We start from the raw sequence: 17,095 nt of genomic DNA on the forward strand, positions 1-17,095 counted from the left end.
CTGCCATGGCCAGGCAACGACCCGCATGCAATGGCATGGAGGCCAGGCGAGATGAGTACCCAATGGCGTGAGCACAACGCGGTGGAACTGCTGCCAGAGGCAGATCGATTTCTGCCGGCCTTGTTCGAGGCGGTGGCTGAGGCACAGGAATCTGTGCTGGTAGAGTTGTATCTGATGGAATCGGGTGAGCTGGCCAACCGAGTCATCGAGGCGTTGGTCGATGCGGCCGCCAGGGGGGTGGCGGTCTATCTGCTGCTGGATGGATTCGGCGCGATGGGGCTGTCACGCGCTGATCGACAGCGGCTGACGGCAGGCGGAGTCTGGTTGCGTGACTTCAACCCGCTGGGCTGGCACTCATTAGCCCGCAACGTCAGCCGCGATCACCGCAAGCTGGTGGTGGTCGACCAGCGGCTTGCCTTCACCGGCGGATTTGGGGCGGTGGATGACTTCCTGTCGGCCTGGTTTGAGGTGGCAGTGCGGGTGCGGGGGCCGGTCGTCAACGACTGGGTCGCGCTGTTTGCCCAGGTGTGGAATTCACCGCTGGCCAGAGGCGCCGACCAGGCGCCGGCGCTACCTCGCGTACCCGCTGCAGCCGCCACCGCTGACGCGGCGGATGGCAAGATGCGGGCCAGGGTCATGTGGGGGCGTGGCTATCGCTTTCAGGCGATCCGTCATTCATTGCAGCAGCGTATCGATACCAGTCAGGGTCGGTTGTGGCTATGTACGCCCTACTTCGTACCGACATTGGGTACGCGACTGAGACTGCAGCGAGCGGCACGCAAAGGGGTGGATGTGCGCCTGTTGCTGCCAGGGCAGGACCATGACCATCCCGGTATTCGATATGCCGGACAGCGCTTCTACTCGCGCCTGCTCCGCGCTGGCGTGCGCATCTACGAATTCCAGCCGAGCTTTATCCATGCCAAATTCGTCATGGTGGACGACTGGGTCAGTCTAGGGTCATGCAACTTTGATCACTGGAGCCTGCAATGGAACCTGGAGGCCAACCAGGAAGTGGAAGATGCTGGCCTGGCGCAGGAGGTGGCGACGCTGTTCCAGCGCAATTTTGCCGTCAGCAAGGAAATCTCGCATGAGCATTGGAGCCGCCGCTCACTGTGGGCAAAGTTGAGAACCTGGCTGTATGGCACTCTCGATGGCTGGATGACGCGCTTGCGCTGATGGACAGTGGATACCGCCTCATCTAGCGCGGGCTCGACGACGCCAGGCCTCGCCGAACCCGATGACAGTGCCGGTAGCAGCGCCGGTGGCAGCGCTAGTGGCAGCGCTAGTGGCAGTGAGGTTCAGCGCTTGCCCTTGCCTTTGGAGCCGCCCTTGCCGCCTGCTCCCTTCTTGGCGGAAGGTGGCGCGCCCTTGCCCCGTGCGGGGGACTTGCCTCTAGGCTTGGGCTTGGGGGTATCCGGCGGCACCCGGAAGTGCAGATACAGATCCAGCACCAGTTCAGGCAATTGGTTGACCAGCTCTTCCAGACGTTTTGCATCGCCGGCCAGGTCCGCCATGTCGGGTTCATCGGCAAACAGCCCCGACAGTGCCATGAAGGGCAGCAGCAAGGTGGCGACGCTTTCTTCGTCGCCCTCGAACCAGGGGGCCTCGTCCAGGAAGACGCCCTCCATGAAACCGGCACACCAGTCCCCGATGGGGGTCTCTTCCGCTGCCATGCCATCCAGCGTCAGCTCGAAGGGCAGCTCTGGCAGCCCCCCACTTTCCAGCACATTGATGGCGTTGGACCTGAGCTGCTCGAACAGCCCCAGGATGATCTCACGCTCCTGCTCTGACTCGAACTCCGGTGAGCCGTGGAACAGCTCGGCCACCCAAGTGGCAGCATCGGTTTCCCGTGGCGCCACTGCCAGGGCGACCAGAAAGCCGTGCGCGCCAATCAGGTCTAGCGCATCAGCGCCGGCCCGTTCCTCGAGAAAGTCATCGAGCAGGTCCAGAGCATCATCTTCGAGCAGCGGTTGCGGGAGCGGCGTTTCGGCGTCGGACATGGAGCGCTCACTTGGTCGGGGGTGGAATGGGGACGGTCTTTACCGCCCTGGTTCGAGGCGGCATTCTAGCATTCCTTGAGGGAGACTGATGATTCAATGAGTGAGACGCGACGCAGACCGCGTGCTGCTTTGGCAGGCACCGCCCCGGTACTTCCCGCGGTGGACGGAGAGTGGCTGGAAGCGCTTGAGGCCGAGGCCCTGCATGCGGCGGTGAATGCCAGAGTGAAAGCGGCGGTGGCCCTGTGTCGCGACGTTCACCCGCATCTGCCGGAACCCGCCGTGTGGTGTGATCTGCGGGGGAAGGGCGCTGGTCAGGCGCATTTCGGCCGAGGAGGGCTGCGCTTCAATCCCAGGCTGCTGGAGGAGAACCGCCAGGCCTTCTTTGAGGAGGTGATTCCCCATGAGGTAGCCCACTGGTTGGTCTGGCACCTTGAGGATGGTCCTTCCTTTCGTCCGCACGGGCGGGAGTGGCAGACCGTCATGGTGCGCCTGTTTGGCCTGTCACCCAGGGTGACTCATCGCTTTGACACCAGCCGGTCCAGTCCTGCACCGTTTCGCTATCGTTGCCACTGTCGTGACCACCATTTTTCTGCTCGCCGCCACGCCAATGCGAAGGCCGGTCAAGAGTATCGCTGTCGTCACTGTCGTGGGCGGCTTTGCTACATCGATCGGGCCGACTGAAAAAATGGCATAACTCTTTGTTTGTAATAATAAAAATAGTCATACCAATGTCTAAGGGGAAAGCCTGGGCTGGCAACGTTATGCTGGCTAGCAGGTTATTCGCGCCGGACACGCCTCTGTTGGCGGCTGGCTCTCCACTTCAATGGGTATCCAAGGACAGAGCACCATGAGCGATCACAAGCACGTCTATCCGGTCTCCGATACGTTCGCCAAGACCGCCTGGGCCGACAAGGCCACCTATGACAAGCTCTATCGGCAGTCGGTGGAAGACCCTGAAGCTTTCTGGAAAGAGCAGGCCGCTCGCCTCGACTGGATCAAGGCCCCCAACACCATCAAGTCGGTCTCCTACGCCAGTGACAATGTGGATATCCGCTGGTTCGAGGACGGCACCCTGAATGTCGCCGCCAACTGCCTGGACCGTCACCTCGAGACCCGTGGCGACAAGCCGGCCATCATCTGGGAAGGTGACGATCCCGGCGAGTCGTCGATCATCACCTACCGCGAGCTGTACGAGCGTACCTGTCAGTTGGCCAACGGATTGAAATCGCTTGGCGTTGGCAAGGGCGACACGGTGACGCTCTACATGCCGATGATTCCCGAGGCCGCCATGGCCATGCTGGCCTGCGCGCGTATTGGCGCGGTGCACTCGGTCGTGTTCGGCGGTTTCTCCCCTGACGCGCTGGCACAGCGGGTCAAGGACGCTGCTTCTCGCATCATCATCACGGCGGACGAGTCGGTTCGTGGCGGCAAGCACGTGCCGCTCAAGGACAACGTGGATGCGGCGCTGACCCGCGATGGCACCGATGTGGCGGAGAAGGTGCTGGTGGTCAAGCGTACCGGTGGGGATATCGAGTGGCACCAGGATCGTGATGTCTGGTACCACGACCTGGTGGCAGGACAGGACACTGACTGCCCCGCGGAAGAGATGGGCGCTGAGGACCCGCTGTTCATCCTGTATACCTCTGGTTCTACCGGTACCCCCAAGGGGCTCAAGCACACCACCGGTGGCTACCTGACCTACGCCAGCCTGACCCATCAGTACGTGTTCGACTATCACGAGGACGAGGTCTACTGGTGCACCGCGGACGTGGGCTGGGTCACCGGACACAGTTATATCGTCTACGGGCCCCTGGCCAATGGCGCCGTTACCCTGATGTTTGAAGGGGTGCCCAGCTACCCCACTCACGGCCGCATGGGCGAGATCGTCGACAAGCACAAGGTCAACATTCTCTATACCGCCCCGACGGCAGTGCGCGCCCTGATGGCCCATGGTGACCATGTCATGGATTCCAGCTCGCGCAGCAGCCTGCGTCTGCTGGGGTCTGTCGGGGAGCCGATAAATCCGGAAGCCTGGGAGTGGTTCCACCGAGTCATCGGCAACGGCCAGTGCCCAATCGTGGACACCTGGTGGCAAACCGAGACCGGCGGCATCATGATTACCCCGCTCCCCGGTGCCATTGCGCAGAAGCCGGGTTCGGCGACGTTGCCTTTCTTCGGGGTGCAGCCCGCACTGGTGGACAACGAAGGCAAGCGACTTGACGGCGCGACCGAGGGCAACCTGGTCATCCTCGATTCCTGGCCGGGGCAGGCACGTTCCATCTGGAACAACCATGAGCGCTTCGTGCAGACCTATTTCTCGACCTATGAAGGAACCTACTTCACCGGCGATGGTTGTCGTCGCGACGAGGACGGCTATTACTGGATTACCGGCCGGGTAGATGATGTGCTCAACGTTTCGGGCCACCGCATGGGGACGGCCGAGATCGAGTCATCGCTGGTGGCTCACTCCGCCGTCGCGGAGGCCGCGGTGGTGGGCTTCCCGCACGATATCAAGGGGCAGGGCATCTATATCTACGTGACCCTTAACGATGAGGCGGAGCCCAGCGATGAACTGCGCAAGGAATTGACCCAGTGGGTGCGCAAGGACATCGGCCCCATCGCATCGCCTGACCATATCCAGTGGGCGCCGGGGCTTCCCAAAACGCGCTCTGGCAAGATCATGCGGCGTATCTTGCGCAAGATCGCGGCCAACGAATGCGATGGACTGGGTGATACCAGCACGCTGGCCGATCCCACGGTGGTGGAAGACCTGATCGAGCACCGCGCCATCAAGTAACAGCGGGTTGGCAGACGCTCGACATGGCATGAATCATGCCGAAACGCCGGTGGCGGCGATGCCCGCCACCGGCGTCTTTTCGTCTGGAGTGCACCGAATGGTGCGGACTTGATGGGCATCTTGTGGCTGACGTTGATGAAGGGAGTGCAAGGGTGCTTGGGAAAGCCGGTGGCCATGGGGTAACATGCTGGTCAAACAAGCGTCTTGCGTTGTGGCGTCAGGGCCTGACACGCCGCAGCGGAATCCGGAGGAGAATCCATGGCCTTTGCCCAGAAATTCATCGTTGCCGATGATCATCCGCTGTTCCGTGCTGCCTTGACGCAGGCGCTGCGCCAATTGGCACCTCAGGCCGAGATCATTGAAGCGGATACCATGGAAGCCACTTCCGACGTGGTGATCCGGCATCCTGATGCCGATCTGATTCTGCTCGACCTGCACATGCCTGGCGCTCACGGCTTCTCTGGGCTGATCCAGTTGCGTGGACAGACCCCGGACGTGCCGGTGGCGGTAGTGTCCGGCAGTGATGAGCTGCACGTGGTTCGTCGAGCCATCGACTACGGTGCGTCCGGCTTCATTCCCAAGTCTTCTTCGCTGGCGTTGATTGCTGAAGCCGTGGGGGAGATTCTCGATGGTGAGGTGTGGCTGCCGGAAGACATGGCGGACGCCCTCGGTGAAGCCGATGAAGAAGAAGCCCGTTTCGCTGAGGCGATCGCCTCGCTGACCCCCCAGCAGTTTCGCGTGCTGAACATGCTGACGGAAGGGCTTCTCAACAAGCAGATTGCCTACGAGTTGAATGTGTCTGAGGCGACCATCAAAGCCCACGTCACGGCGATTCTGCGCAAGCTTGGGGTGCATTCACGCACCCAGGCGGTGATCGCCGCGCAGAAGCTTGAGGTCGAGCCGCCCAAGGTCGAGTCCTGAACGGACCTGGTCCAGCGCTGCAGAGCACCACAGCAACACCCCGCCATCCGGCGGGGTGTTGTGTTTTGGGGCGCCCGGCCAGGGGCGCCCGGCGAGGGGTGCCCGGCCAGGGGTGTTTAGCGAAGGGGCTCGGCAGGGGTATCAGGGCGAAGCCTGATCGCTGCCGGGGTCGTCGTCCGGCATGACCAGCTGCGCCTGCCTTCCCATCAGGAAGTCCTGGTTGAGCGCGAGAGCCTCCCGCAGGTAGTCCCACAGCAAGCGGATGCGCGTCAGCTGCCGCTGTTCCTGCCGCGCGGTGACCCAGAACTGCCTGTCGATCGATACGTCGTGGTCGAGCACTGTCCTCAGCTCGGCGCGCCCGGCAGCCATGAAGCATGGCAGCACGCCAAGACCGGCACCGCTTTCGGTTGCCATCATCTGCGTCGTGACACTGGTGCTGCGTAGTGAAAAGTGGGCCTTGGTGTCCTCGCGACGGTGTGCCAGCAGAGGGTCCAGATAATTGAGCTGCTCACTGAACAGCAAGTCATCCACATAACCGATCAGCGGGTGCTGGCTGAGTTCCGAGCGGTGCAGGGGGGCACCGTGCTGTCGCAGGTAGCGATCCGCGGCGTAAAGCTTCAAGCGGTAATCGCACAGCCGGGATGTGACCAGGCCCTGATTGGCCGGCCGTTCGATGGTGATCGCCAGGTCGGCCTCATGACGGCTCAAGTTGACGACTCTAGGGAGTGCCAGCAGGTCTAGAGTGAGGCCTGGATGTCGGCGACAGAAAGCGCTGAGCAGGGGCGCTATCACCCAGGTGCCAAAGCCCTCGGTGACACCCAGTCGAATCTGTCCTTCCAGCCTCAGGTTGTGGTCGACCAGACCGTCAGTGGCGTCGTCTGCATGGCGTGCCATGAGCTCTGCGTGCACCTTCAATCGCTCGCCGGCTGGTGTAAGACGATAGCCATGAGTACTGCGTTCAAACAGCTGAGTGTTGAGGCGCTGTTCAAACCGGCGCGTTCGACGAGATAGGGTGGAATGATCGACCCCCAGGCGCCGCGCGGCATCGGCCAGGCGAGGGTGTCTGGCCACTTCAAGAAAGACCTGCAGATCCTGCCAGTCGAGCACGTTTGCCTCCGGTTGTCCGCCGACATCGCTTTTGCAAAATTGCACAAGCAATGTGCCCCGCTGAACATTGTTTGGCTATCCGACCTGTGGCTAGACTGACCCTCTTTGCTTGCGTGTGTAGCCTCACGCTGGGCGTTGGTGGATCGCCCTGCACCACGCGAGCCGCTGGTGTTGACAGCGACACGATACGGCAACAACGCGATACGACAACGACAAGAGTAGGAGCACGCCATGACAGTCCGCGATATTCCGATGATCATCGATGGCCAGGCCGTCCCCTCGCAGTCCAGTGAATGGCGCGACGTGACCAACCCGGCCACCCAGGAGGTGGTAGCCAGGGTCCCCTTCTGTACCCTCGAAGAGGTCGACAAGGCGGTCGCCAACGCCCACCAGGCCTTCTCCAGCTGGCGCAAGGTGCCGCTCGGCAAGCGCATGAGGATCATGCTGAAGCTGCAGGCGCTGATCCGCGAACACACCCCTGAGCTTGCGGCCTTGATCAGCGAGGAGCATGGCAAGACGTTGCCCGATGCAGAAGGAGAGGTGGGGCGTGGGCTCGAGGTGGTGGAGCATGCCTGCTCGATTACCTCGTTGCAGCTCGGCGAGGTGGCGGAAAACGCGGCCAGTGAGGTGGATGTCTATACCCTCAACCAGCCCCTTGGCGTGGGCGCCGGGATCACCGCTTTCAACTTCCCCATCATGTTGCCATGCTTCATGTTTCCGCTGGCGATCGCCACGGGCAATACCTTCGTCCTCAAGCCATCCGAGCAGGATCCCAGCTCGACCATGCGGCTGGTCGAACTGGCCCTTGAAGCCGGTGTCCCGCCTGGCGTGCTGAATGTCGTGCACGGTGGCCCAGATGTGGCCAACCGTCTGTGCGAGCACCCGGATATCAAGGCCATGTCCTTTATCGGCTCGACCCATGTCGGTACCCAGCTCTACCGCCGGGCCAGCGAGTCCGGCAAGCGTGCCCAGGCCATGATGGGAGCCAAGAATCACTGTGTGGTCATGCCCGATGCCAATCGCAGCCAGGCTATCAACAATCTGCTGGGTTCCGCCTTTGGCGCTGCTGGTCAGCGCTGCATGGCGAACTCCGTCGTGGTGCTGGTCGGCCAGGCGCGGGAATGGCTGGACGATATCGTGGAAGGCGCACGCAACATGAGAGTGGGGCCAGGCACCGACCGTCAGGCGGATCTCGGCCCACTGGTGTCTCCGGCGGCCAAGGACCGGGTTGAACGCCTGATCGCCCAGGGTGAGCAGGAGGGCGCCAGGCTGCTGGTCGATGGGCGTGGCTGTCAGGTGGAAGGTTATCCCCAGGGCAACTTTGTGGGGCCTACACTGTTTGCGGGTGTTACCGCCGAGATGGACATCTACCGGGAAGAGATTTTCGGCCCAGTGCTGTGCGTGGTGGAAGTGGACACGCTGGATGAGGCAATCGCCTTCATCAATGCCAATCCTAACGGTAACGGCACCTCGATCTTTACCAACTCGGGATGGGTGGCGCGGCGCTTCGAGACGGATATCGATGTGGGGCAGGTAGGCATCAATGTGCCGATCCCGGTACCGGTCGCCTATTTCAGCTTCACCGGCTCACGGGCATCCAAGCTGGGCGACCTGGGCCCCAACGGCAAGCAGGCGATCAGTTTCTGGACCCAGACCAAGACGGTGACTGCGCGCTGGTTTGAGCCTGAAAATGTCTCCTCTGGCATTAACAGCACGATCTCGCTGAGCTGAGCTGAGCTGTGAACTGAACTGAAGGACGCCAGAACCCGCGACAATGCCCCGGCAACGGGGCATTGTCGTAGGTAGACAGGTGGGGCGTGTTCGATCAAAGGACAAGAGTGAGAGCGCTTGCTTTACGTTAACGTAAAGTCAGTGTTCCGAGAGCCACCTCACTCAATGCTGGAGTCCGCCCATGTCGTCTCGCTCGTCATCCGTTTCTCCTACTCTCTCGTCTTCGTTATCGTCTTCCCTGTCATCGCCGGTACCGCCGTCCGGTGATCCGTCCCTGAGTCGCTTTCCCGTTCCAGCGTCTCTTGACGAGCTGCCCGACGATATTCGTGACAGCATTCTTGCCGTTCAAGACAAGGCGGGTTTTATCCCCAATGTGTTCTTGATGTTGGCCCATCGGCCCGCTGAGTTTCGCGCCTTCTTTGCCTATCACGATGCTCTGATGGAGCGGGAGTCAGATACCCTGACCAAGGCCGAAAAGGAGATGATCGTGGTCGCCACCAGCGCGCGTAACCGCTGCCTGTACTGTGTGGTGGCCCATGGCGCCTTGGTGAGGCTCTACAGCAAGGATCCATTGTTGGCGGATCGCGTGGCGATCAATCACCATAGCGCGGACCTAAGCGAGCGGCATCGTGTGATGCTGGACGCCGCCATTCACTGCGGCATCGACGTAGGAGAGTTGACCGAAGAGTGGATGACGCGACTGGAGGCAGTGGGCTTTACCCAAGACGACATTTGGGACATTGGCGCCATCTGTGCCTTCTTTGGCCTGTCCAATCGATTGGTCACCTTGACCGGCACGCCACCGAATCCAGAGTTCTACCTGATGGGGCGGGTGCCCCGCGAGTCCAACCCTTAGGTTCGCAAGGCAAGCGAGCTCGAGGAAACACGGCATGCCTGCCTGCGCGGACAAGTCGCTGCGTCGCGGGCGTCTGGTGTCGCTTGGCTGGTGACCTCAGCTCAGCAGGGAGAGCAGCGGCTTTTCGGCCAGCTCGATCAGCCATCGTGCAAGCAGCTGGCGCTGGGAACCATGTGCAACCAGGCCCACGGTATCGTCGCTGCCGTTCTCGGCATCGGCGTGTGGCAGGCTGATGGCAAAATCACCCTCCTGCAGGTGGAACTCGTGGATTTCCCGCAAGCCGGCAGGTGTCTCGCAACGTATCGAACGATAGCTGTCGTCTTCTCCATAGATCAGACGATGGCACACCTTGTAGCGCGTATAGAGCGAGAGCCCACCCGCAAAAGCAGGCCATCTGGCGGGGGTGTGGCGAATATCATCGGGAAGGGCAACATCGTCTTCCAGGGCCTGGGAAAGAGACTCTTCCAGGGTGGTGGAAAGCAGCGGGCGCCATGGCATCGCGGGGGAGGCCGTGGCCAAGTCCTCGGGCCGACGGATATCGATATCCTGATAGACCAGCGTATGAGGCTGGCAGTCGCCATTCTGCCAGCCATCGAGCAGTCTCAAGGTCAGTCTGCCCTGCTCAAGAGGGCCAAACAGCAGCGTCTGCAATGCCAGTAACAGATGCAGCTGGCGCTCGTTGGCCTGATTGTCGAATGCAGTATAGGGCGAGGTGAACAGGCGATGCAGACGGCAGGGCGCGTGTTCCTTGGCTTCGCTGTATGGCATGGCGACATGTCCTCGAGAGCCGGGCGAATAGTATCATTTGCTTAGCTTAATAAGTTAATCCTGTTTCTTTAAGCATGGCAACGGCTGTCTTGCTGGACGGTCTTGTTGACTGTCTGAGTTACGGCCTTATCTATGGTTGCGCAGATATCTTCGTGGGGTTCCCGGTGCCAGGAAAACATTGCATCAATATCTGCGCCGACGATTCACCGCGTTGCGCGCTCTCGAGTTCAACAGCGATACCGCATAGGCTCCGAACGCTGTGTTTCGGTTGCCTGGCATCGCGTTGTGCTCGGCTGATGTGTTCAGCGCTTGACTAGGGCGTCAGGCCAGATGATCGATCAGCTGCTCGGTGCCTAGCGTTCATCGTTGTGGGCCGTGGTGGGCTGAGCAGCCTGCTTGTCCGTTACTTGCGCGTCGTCAGTGGGGGAGGGCTTGGCGGCCTTATTGCTGCGGCCTCGCTTTCTGGCTTCCTTGTTGCGATACATCATGGCATCTGCCGCACGCAGCAATTCCTCCTCGCGCAGGTACTCGCGGTCGCCAGTCTCGGCCACCCCCAGGCTAATGGAGAAGTCCGGGTACTTGTCCTGAAAGGCCAGTTCGATCTTGCTGCCAATGGTACCCGCACTCTTGACGTCGCAGTCAGGCAGGATGCAGCAGAACTCGTCGCCGCCAAGGCGACAGCAGATGTCGCTGGACCTCACGGTCTCACGCATGATCTGGCCAAAGGTGATCAGTATCTCGTCACCCTTGTGATGGCCATAGGTATCGTTGATCTGCTTGAAGTCATCGATATCACAGTAGATCAGGCTTACCAGCGAGTGACGCCTTTCTGCCATGCGGATTTCGCGACTCAAGGCCTCGCTCATGCCGCGTTGATTGAACAGTCCCGTCAGCGCGTCCTTTTCGGCGTAGGTAGCAAGCTCCTTCGTCTTTTCCTCGAGATTGCGGGCATAGATTTCCATTCGCCGCTTGGCGCTGTGCACTTCATTGAGCAGGGTGTCGATATAGGTATCGAAGACCAGCGTGATATCGAAGTACATCAACTTGTCGAGGTTATCCTTGGCCGAGGTAAGACTGTGTTGATCGGTCAGGTTCTCGTCGATCACCCGAAACAGGATTTCCTTGAGGGTTCTCATGGCGGCAAGGAACAGCTTGGGCTCCACCCCGATACGCTTGTGTACCAGTCCGATGCGCAGCCGGCTGTTGACGTATTCCGCATCGTAGTAACCGGTGAACAGATCAAGCACGTACTGGCGCTGAGCGGAACGCAGCCGCTGAAGGGTTTCCGAGTCGCCGATCAGCAGGCTGATTTCATCGATTTCGGTCTGGCGCTCGTAGAACTCTTCGACAATGATTTCGATATGTTCATTAATGATGGGCTTTAGCGCAGCCAGATCAGCCAGACCTGCCTCATCAAGATTCAGGAACTCCTTGCGGCGCTGAATCTCTACCTCGCTGATATGCATCTGCTCGAGCAGGGATTTGTCGATCGGCCTCATGGCGACTCTCACCGGATTGATGCGCCGCTCGCGGATTGACGAAAATCCCCGGCGCCGACATTAAGAAGAAGTGTGTCTTCAACATATATCGCGTTACGGCCGGGCTTGCACCGCATTTTGGCGATTGTGCACGCCATTGACACACGAGGATTCCACGCAGTGCGCAAATGAGTACATGTTGGCTGGCGAGAAGGTCGTCAGCACCAGTGTACAAGGGGGGAAGGGCGTGGCGCCGAGAGGCAGGGGGAGAGATTGGAGGGTGACGCGAAATAGCGGGTGCTACGCGCCCGCGCCGTCATGCCAGGATGACGGCGCAGCCGTATGAGTCGACGTCTTTACTGGATCACTGAGCGGAGCAGGTCGGAGACGTTGCCACCTTGCGCGGGAAGGGCTAAAGCGGCGGCATCAGGAGGAGTGGAGGTCAGTTGGGAGACCTGGAACTTGTCACCGAAACGCAGGATACCAAGTCCACGCTGTTCCAGTTGGGCGGCCACTGGATCCGGTTGTCCCGTCATGATGCGCTGATAGCGGTCGACCACCAACAGTAACTCTCGGACCTCGCCGCGCTGGCTGAGTACCAGTGAGTCCTGGCGACGATCGCCGTCACGATTGATCCAGTCGAGGCGGTATACGTCTCCTTCGATACCCGCAACGCTCTCCGTTGAGCCAGTGGGCTCTAGGGCCAGCACCTGCTGAGCCTGATAGCTGCCCAGTTGGGACATGTCCTGTCCGCCGAGCTGCCCGGCAATCGACTGCAGGTCACGGATACCCAGAACCACCGGCTGTCCGCCGAAGTTGGTCACCGCATACCCCTTGCCATCGCGAAGTAGCAAGTAGCCCTTGGCGGCGTGACGAGGGAAGTCCAGGCGAAGCTGGTCTCCTATCCAACGTGCCGTCACTGCGCTATCGGGATCGCCACTGCCGTCTACCAGGGTGGCCTGGCCGTCGGCCAGCACCATGGGGGACATGCACAGAAGGCAGGCTGCCAGAAGGGAACGGCGCATGGGGATTTCCTCTACATAGGGGTAAAGAAGGGGGAAAGAAGCACAAAGGGTGAAGACGCGTGATGCAGAGATACGTGGAAAGTGAGAGTTCGGCAGTCAGCGAAGGTTCCATGGCATCGCCAGAACGGCCTAGCGGCCACGTCAGTGTAGACCCCGGGCGGTGCCCGCGACGACTGGCGCAGCCAGGGGAGTGGCAGGCGTTGCTTGGCAACACTGAGCCAGGCGCGATCGGGATACACGGAAGCTGACGTCATCGCCTGCGGGCGACGTCGTCAGCGTGAGCTATTCAGTGATTCGGCTCAGAGGTTCTGTTCCGAGGTTCAGTTCAGTGATTCAGTGATAGGTGGCCATCGTCGATGATTCGGCGGATGGCCTGCAATTCATCGCAGGTGAAGTGCTCCAGCCTTCCAGACAATAGATCACTGATCTTTTGCATGGGTAGGCCTGCGCGGCGGGCGATCTCACGGCTTCCGAGATCGGATACGGCAATCAGCCGTGTGACGATGCGCATCAGTCGTGTGCGCTGTTCCAGGTCCCTGACGTCGAGGTCAGGGCATCGTCGAGGAGGCGGTTCTGAGGCGTCTGCTCGAGACAAGGAATCTGCGGTGCTCATGGTGCTCCAATGGGCGTTTGCGACCCCTACAGCATGCAACCTTTTTTGCTCCCTTGCCAGTCCAAAATCGGCAAACGGCTAGTGTCATTGACGGGGCCGTCAGGGGAAAGCGCAGGGAGGCCCGCTACGCCCGGGTGCACGGGCGAATGGAGGTATGCTGCGCCGATGTAAACTTAGACGAAAGAGGTATCAACCAGTGCTGCTGACGGCAGAGTAGCGCGTGATAGTTTTCTCGCTCGAGGGATACCTTCAACAAGAAAGGCTCTGACATGAGAGCTTTCCCCCCGCCTGACCTGTTCTGACCTGTTGTCCCTTCGCGGGTAGCCAGGGCGGGGGAGTCACAACGAGCGATAGATTATGCAAGCGAACAGCAGTGAAGGAGCACAGCTAAGTCGAGTGCTCGCGCGCAAGGATGTTCTGGCCCTGGCGTTTGGTGCCATGGTGGGCTGGGGCTGGATTGTCCTCACCGGAGGCTTTATCACCTCAGCCGGGAGCCTTGGTGCCATTCTGGCCTTTCTGCTCGGTGGAGCGGTCATCGTGCTGGTGGGCCTGACCTACGCCGAGCTGGCGTCGGCGATGCCACAGGTGGGCGGGGAGCACGTCTACAGCTATCGCGCCATGGGGCACTTCGCCTCATTTTTGTGTACATGGGCCATTGTGCTGGGCTATCTGAGCGTGGTGGCGTTCGAGGCGGTGGCGCTGCCTACCGTCGTCGAACACCTGTTCCCTTCCTATGCGGTCGGGCATCTTTGGACGCTGGCCGGCTGGGACGTCAAGGCGACCTGGGTCGCCGTGGGCATGGCCGGTTCGATCGTCATGATGATCATCAACTACGTCGGCGTGCGCACCGCTGCGCTGGTGCAGAAGCTGGTGACCTTGCTGATCCTGGCGGTGGGCGTGATGTTCATTACTGGCGCCTTGTTCGAGGGCGGCAGCGCCAATCTGACACCGCTGTTCAACACCGAGAGCGGGGTGCTTGGGGGAATCACCATGGTGCTGATCATGGTGCCGTTCCTGTTCGTCGGCTTTGATGTCATCCCCCAGGCTGCGGAGGAGATCGACCTGCCGTTTCGCGATATCGGACGCGTGTTGATGCTGTCCGTGGTGCTGGCCGTGTTCTGGTACGCCTTCATCGTGCTGGGGACCGCGCTGATGCTGTCTCCCGCTGAACTCGAGAACAGCTCCCTCGCGGTACCGGATGCGATGCGGGCGGTGTTCAACACTCCCTGGGCCGCCAATCTGATGGTGCTGGCAGGTATCGCGGGCATCCTGACCAGTTGGAATGCCTTCTATGTGGGAGGCTCCCGGGCCATCTATGCCCTGGCGCATTGCGGCATGTTGCCGGCCTTCCTGGCCAAGCTGCATCCCCGTCATCGGACGCCGGTCAACGCCATTCTGCTGATGGGACTTGTGTCCAGTCTGGCTCCGCTGCTGGGTCGCCAGGCTATGGTCTGGCTGGTCGTGGCGGGCGGACTGGGCATCGTCATTGCCTACCTGTTTGTGTCCATTTCCTTCCTGATACTGCGGCGTAAGGAGCCGGAGCTCGAACGTCCTTTCCGGGTCAAGCATGCCAGGCTGGTGGGCTGGCTGGCGGTCGTGATGTCGCTGGGCCTGATTGCGCTGTACCTGCCCGGCAGTCCTTCGGCGCTGTCTGCGATCGAGTGGGGACTGTTCGCCGGCTGGATGGGACTTGGACTGGGGCTGTATGTGTGGTCCCGCCAGCGCTACGGCACCGACTACAGCGAGCGCCAGATGAAGCGTGAGCTGGCGGGGGCTGGGCAGGACGTCTGAGTCCGCCGCGTCGCCAGCCGATCCATCATGAACCGTTATTCAACGCTAGCGGGTGAGCGGCGCGGAGCCTCGCGCCCGCAGCCAGGCCGCGGCAGCGGCCTGGTGAATAGCGTTGACGCCATGAATCAGCAGCGATGCATCTAAGACCTTGTGAGAATTGCAGACAAAGACAAAAAACGTCGAAATGTTGGCATTGGCGAAGTCGCTAGGCACTTGCTAGTTTGCTTAGCGCATCTCGAATCGATCAACAACAACGTCACGATGGTTCCCACGAGGAACGGAGGAAGATCATGCGAGCACTGACATTCGCCCTGACGGCGTCCCTGCTGGTTGCCAGCCACACCGCGGTGGCCCAGAGCCAGCTGTCGATTGCCACTGGCGGCACCGGCGGCACCTATTACCCCTATGGCGGGGGCCTGGCGGAGCTGATCAAGAAGCATGTTGATGGCTATGATGCCGTGGCAGAGGTCACTGGTGCCTCGGTAGAGAATATGGGGCTGGTGTGGCGCGGCGACTCGGACCTTGCCCTGGCGCTGGCGGATACGGTGTACCAGGGGGCGACCGGCACCGGCGATTTCGAGGGGCGCAAGCTCGAAAACATTCGTGCTATTGCGTCGATCTACCCCAACGCGGTGCAGATCGTCACCATGGCGGACTCCGGTATCGACTCGCTGGATGACCTGGAAGGTAAGGTGGTATCGGTGGGCGCCCCGGGTAGCGGTACCGAACTTAACGCTCGTGCCATCCTTGAGGCCAACGGCCTCAGCTATGACGATTTCGACGCACGGCGCCTCAACTTCAACGAAACCGCTGATGCCTTGCGTGACGGCGATATCGATGTCGGCTTCTGGAGTGTCGGTCCGCCCACCAGCTCGATTCTGAATCTGGCGACCACCAGCGACGTGCGCCTGATCGGTCTCAGCGACGAGGAAGTCGCCAACGCCCAGGAAGACGAGCCGGTGTTCGCCGCCTACGAGCTCAAGCAAGGCCTTTATGAAGGCATGGACGCCGCGGTGCAGACCCTGGGCGTACCCAATGTGCTGATTGCCAGCAGCGAGATGGATGACGAGCTGGCCTACCAGATCACCAAGACGTTGTTCGAGCAGACCGATGAACTGATCGCCATTCATCCTGCCGCCAATGACACCACGGTTGAGTTCTCGGTGGAGTCCACGCCCATTGCCTTCCATCCGGGTGCCCTGCGTTACTACGAGGAAGTCGGTGCTGAGGTGCAGGACAAGCAGCGTCCCTGATGGTCATGGGGACACGCTTCACAAGGCGAGCCATGGGGCTCGCCTTGTGCGTGCTATGGCTGGGTGTGGCGCCGATGAACGCAGTGGCTGCGGAGCTGACGTCGAGCTGTGACGATCAACTGACGGTTCGCGATAGTCAGGGCAGGCTGCTGGTGGCAATCCCGATGCCGCCTGGCGCAGGGTGGTGCATGGCCTGGAACCATTCCGTGGAAGGGTTCGAGGTGCTCGACTGCTACCGTCACGTAGAAGGCCAAATGGTGCTGGAGCGCAGCCACCTGCCCGACTTTGCCGCCGGCCTTGACCATGTGCCGGGCCGCGGGCGGCAGGTCAGTGATGGGCAGGGAGGCTACTGGATCAACGATATCGACGAGGCGGTGCCGGGTAATCACTACCGGCTGCGGGTCGGCGCCAAGCGCGTTGATCACCGCCTGGTCAGCCGTGGAAAGCCCACGCTGGAAAGGTTGGTCGCGGCGGGACGGTCGTGTGCAGCCGCCTGGGCGGAAGCGTTGCCCGCGCAGGCTACCCCGATCAGCTTAAGCGATATTGCGGCCGGGCGTTTGGTCAGCGTTGGCCTGGAGGGGCGCGGCGTGGATGACCATGGTCCAGGCTAGGCTTGAGCATCCATAAGGCTGGCACGACCAGCCATTGTCTAACGTACATGCAAGGCGAAATTCGCCGATAAGGCAGGGAGCGAACGTCGCTGCTGCGCCATTTGATGGCGCAAGGCTGACACCAGCATGCCCCTGACTGACACT

The 17,095-nt window shown here is 61.0% G+C and carries 15 protein-coding genes; 9 read left to right on the top strand and 6 right to left on the bottom strand.

The features are described 5' to 3' along the window. Positions 1-51 precede the first annotated feature (51 nt). On the top strand, positions 52-1,176 hold the full coding sequence (locus KUV86_RS02470; RefSeq protein WP_222483469.1) for a phospholipase D-like domain-containing protein: 1,125 nt from the start codon (positions 52-54) through the stop codon (positions 1,174-1,176). A gap of 122 nt (positions 1,177-1,298) precedes the next feature. On the opposite strand, the gene KUV86_RS02475 is transcribed toward KUV86_RS02470, so the two are convergent. Next, entirely contained in the window at positions 1,299-2,000 is a 702-nt protein-coding gene (locus KUV86_RS02475) for a YecA family protein (RefSeq protein ID WP_222483470.1), read from the bottom strand. A gap of 96 nt (positions 2,001-2,096) precedes the next feature. On the opposite strand from KUV86_RS02475, the gene KUV86_RS02480 reads away from it, so the two are divergent. From KUV86_RS02480 to KUV86_RS02490, 3 genes are all read left to right on the top strand, one after another. Beyond that, positions 2,097-2,681, top strand: a complete 585-nt coding sequence (locus KUV86_RS02480; protein WP_222483471.1) for a SprT-like domain-containing protein — start codon at positions 2,097-2,099, stop codon at positions 2,679-2,681. A gap of 166 nt (positions 2,682-2,847) precedes the next feature. Continuing rightward, the gene (gene acs / locus KUV86_RS02485; protein ID WP_222237142.1) at positions 2,848-4,797 is read left to right on the top strand and encodes an acetate--CoA ligase; all 1,950 of its coding nucleotides are present in this window, start codon (positions 2,848-2,850) and stop codon (positions 4,795-4,797) included. A 258-nt stretch (positions 4,798-5,055) separates the two neighbouring features. Next, positions 5,056-5,718 (top strand): LuxR C-terminal-related transcriptional regulator, encoded by a 663-nt coding sequence (locus KUV86_RS02490; protein ID WP_206939996.1) that lies wholly within the window; start codon positions 5,056-5,058, stop codon positions 5,716-5,718. Positions 5,719-5,859: 141 nt separating this feature from the next. Here KUV86_RS02490 and KUV86_RS02495 read toward each other — a convergent pair whose 3' ends face one another. Continuing rightward, positions 5,860-6,825, bottom strand: coding sequence for a LysR family transcriptional regulator (locus KUV86_RS02495; protein ID WP_222483472.1), 966 nt, complete (start codon positions 6,823-6,825; stop codon positions 5,860-5,862). Positions 6,826-7,056: 231 nt separating this feature from the next. Between KUV86_RS02495 and KUV86_RS02500 the strand changes: the two genes are divergently transcribed. Next, positions 7,057-8,556 (top strand): CoA-acylating methylmalonate-semialdehyde dehydrogenase, encoded by a 1,500-nt coding sequence (locus tag KUV86_RS02500; protein ID WP_222161676.1) that lies wholly within the window; start codon positions 7,057-7,059, stop codon positions 8,554-8,556. A 181-nt stretch (positions 8,557-8,737) separates the two neighbouring features. Then, positions 8,738-9,412: a peroxidase-related enzyme gene (locus tag KUV86_RS02505; RefSeq protein WP_222483473.1), complete on the top strand. Its 675-nt coding sequence runs from the start codon at positions 8,738-8,740 to the stop codon at positions 9,410-9,412. 96 nt (positions 9,413-9,508) lie between these two features. On the opposite strand, the gene KUV86_RS02510 is transcribed toward KUV86_RS02505, so the two are convergent. The 4 genes from KUV86_RS02510 to KUV86_RS02525 all read right to left on the bottom strand — a co-directional run bounded on the left by KUV86_RS02510 (position 9,509) and on the right by KUV86_RS02525 (position 13,296). After that, a complete protein-coding gene (locus tag KUV86_RS02510; protein WP_222161678.1) occupies positions 9,509-10,180 on the bottom strand; it encodes a hypothetical protein in 672 nt (223 codons plus the stop codon). Positions 10,181-10,533: 353 nt separating this feature from the next. Then, positions 10,534-11,679, bottom strand: coding sequence for a GGDEF domain-containing protein (locus KUV86_RS02515; RefSeq protein WP_222161679.1), 1,146 nt, complete (start codon positions 11,677-11,679; stop codon positions 10,534-10,536). Positions 11,680-12,014: 335 nt separating this feature from the next. Beyond that, entirely contained in the window at positions 12,015-12,683 is a 669-nt protein-coding gene (locus KUV86_RS02520) for a hypothetical protein (protein WP_222483474.1), read from the bottom strand. A gap of 325 nt (positions 12,684-13,008) precedes the next feature. Then, positions 13,009-13,296, bottom strand: coding sequence for an XRE family transcriptional regulator (locus tag KUV86_RS02525; protein ID WP_206939980.1), 288 nt, complete (start codon positions 13,294-13,296; stop codon positions 13,009-13,011). 357 nt (positions 13,297-13,653) lie between these two features. On the opposite strand from KUV86_RS02525, the gene KUV86_RS02530 reads away from it, so the two are divergent. From KUV86_RS02530 to KUV86_RS02540, 3 genes are all read left to right on the top strand, one after another. Continuing rightward, on the top strand, positions 13,654-15,087 hold the full coding sequence (locus KUV86_RS02530; protein WP_206939978.1) for an APC family permease: 1,434 nt from the start codon (positions 13,654-13,656) through the stop codon (positions 15,085-15,087). 290 nt (positions 15,088-15,377) lie between these two features. After that, a complete protein-coding gene (locus KUV86_RS02535; RefSeq protein WP_206939977.1) occupies positions 15,378-16,340 on the top strand; it encodes a TAXI family TRAP transporter solute-binding subunit in 963 nt (320 codons plus the stop codon). Between the two features lie 32 nt (positions 16,341-16,372). Further along, positions 16,373-16,951 (top strand): DUF1850 domain-containing protein, encoded by a 579-nt coding sequence (locus tag KUV86_RS02540; RefSeq protein WP_222483475.1) that lies wholly within the window; start codon positions 16,373-16,375, stop codon positions 16,949-16,951. Positions 16,952-17,095: the final 144 nt, after the last annotated feature.

Source organism: Halomonas sp. DP8Y7-3 (genome assembly GCF_019801675.1).
GTDB lineage: Bacteria > Pseudomonadota > Gammaproteobacteria > Pseudomonadales > Halomonadaceae > Halomonas > Halomonas litopenaei_A.

What these genes read in the sequence shown, in the direction of transcription:
- KUV86_RS02500 (WP_222161676.1), top strand. Translation starts at nt 7,057, where the DNA reads ATGACAGTCCGCGATATTCCGATGATCATCGATGGCCAGGCCGTCCCC.
- KUV86_RS02475 (WP_222483470.1), bottom strand. Translation starts at nt 2,000, where the DNA reads ATGTCCGACGCCGAAACGCCGCTCCCGCAACCGCTGCTCGAAGATGAT.
- acs (WP_222237142.1), top strand. Translation starts at nt 2,848, where the DNA reads ATGAGCGATCACAAGCACGTCTATCCGGTCTCCGATACGTTCGCCAAG.
- KUV86_RS02490 (WP_206939996.1), top strand. Translation starts at nt 5,056, where the DNA reads ATGGCCTTTGCCCAGAAATTCATCGTTGCCGATGATCATCCGCTGTTC.
- KUV86_RS02525 (WP_206939980.1), bottom strand. Translation starts at nt 13,296, where the DNA reads ATGAGCACCGCAGATTCCTTGTCTCGAGCAGACGCCTCAGAACCGCCT.
- KUV86_RS02535 (WP_206939977.1), top strand. Translation starts at nt 15,378, where the DNA reads ATGCGAGCACTGACATTCGCCCTGACGGCGTCCCTGCTGGTTGCCAGC.
- KUV86_RS02540 (WP_222483475.1), top strand. Translation starts at nt 16,373, where the DNA reads ATGGGGCTCGCCTTGTGCGTGCTATGGCTGGGTGTGGCGCCGATGAAC.
- KUV86_RS02480 (WP_222483471.1), top strand. Translation starts at nt 2,097, where the DNA reads ATGAGTGAGACGCGACGCAGACCGCGTGCTGCTTTGGCAGGCACCGCC.
- KUV86_RS02470 (WP_222483469.1), top strand. Translation starts at nt 52, where the DNA reads ATGAGTACCCAATGGCGTGAGCACAACGCGGTGGAACTGCTGCCAGAG.
- KUV86_RS02510 (WP_222161678.1), bottom strand. Translation starts at nt 10,180, where the DNA reads ATGCCATACAGCGAAGCCAAGGAACACGCGCCCTGCCGTCTGCATCGC.
- KUV86_RS02505 (WP_222483473.1), top strand. Translation starts at nt 8,738, where the DNA reads ATGTCGTCTCGCTCGTCATCCGTTTCTCCTACTCTCTCGTCTTCGTTA.
- KUV86_RS02520 (WP_222483474.1), bottom strand. Translation starts at nt 12,683, where the DNA reads ATGCGCCGTTCCCTTCTGGCAGCCTGCCTTCTGTGCATGTCCCCCATG.
- KUV86_RS02530 (WP_206939978.1), top strand. Translation starts at nt 13,654, where the DNA reads ATGCAAGCGAACAGCAGTGAAGGAGCACAGCTAAGTCGAGTGCTCGCG.
- KUV86_RS02515 (WP_222161679.1), bottom strand. Translation starts at nt 11,679, where the DNA reads ATGAGGCCGATCGACAAATCCCTGCTCGAGCAGATGCATATCAGCGAG.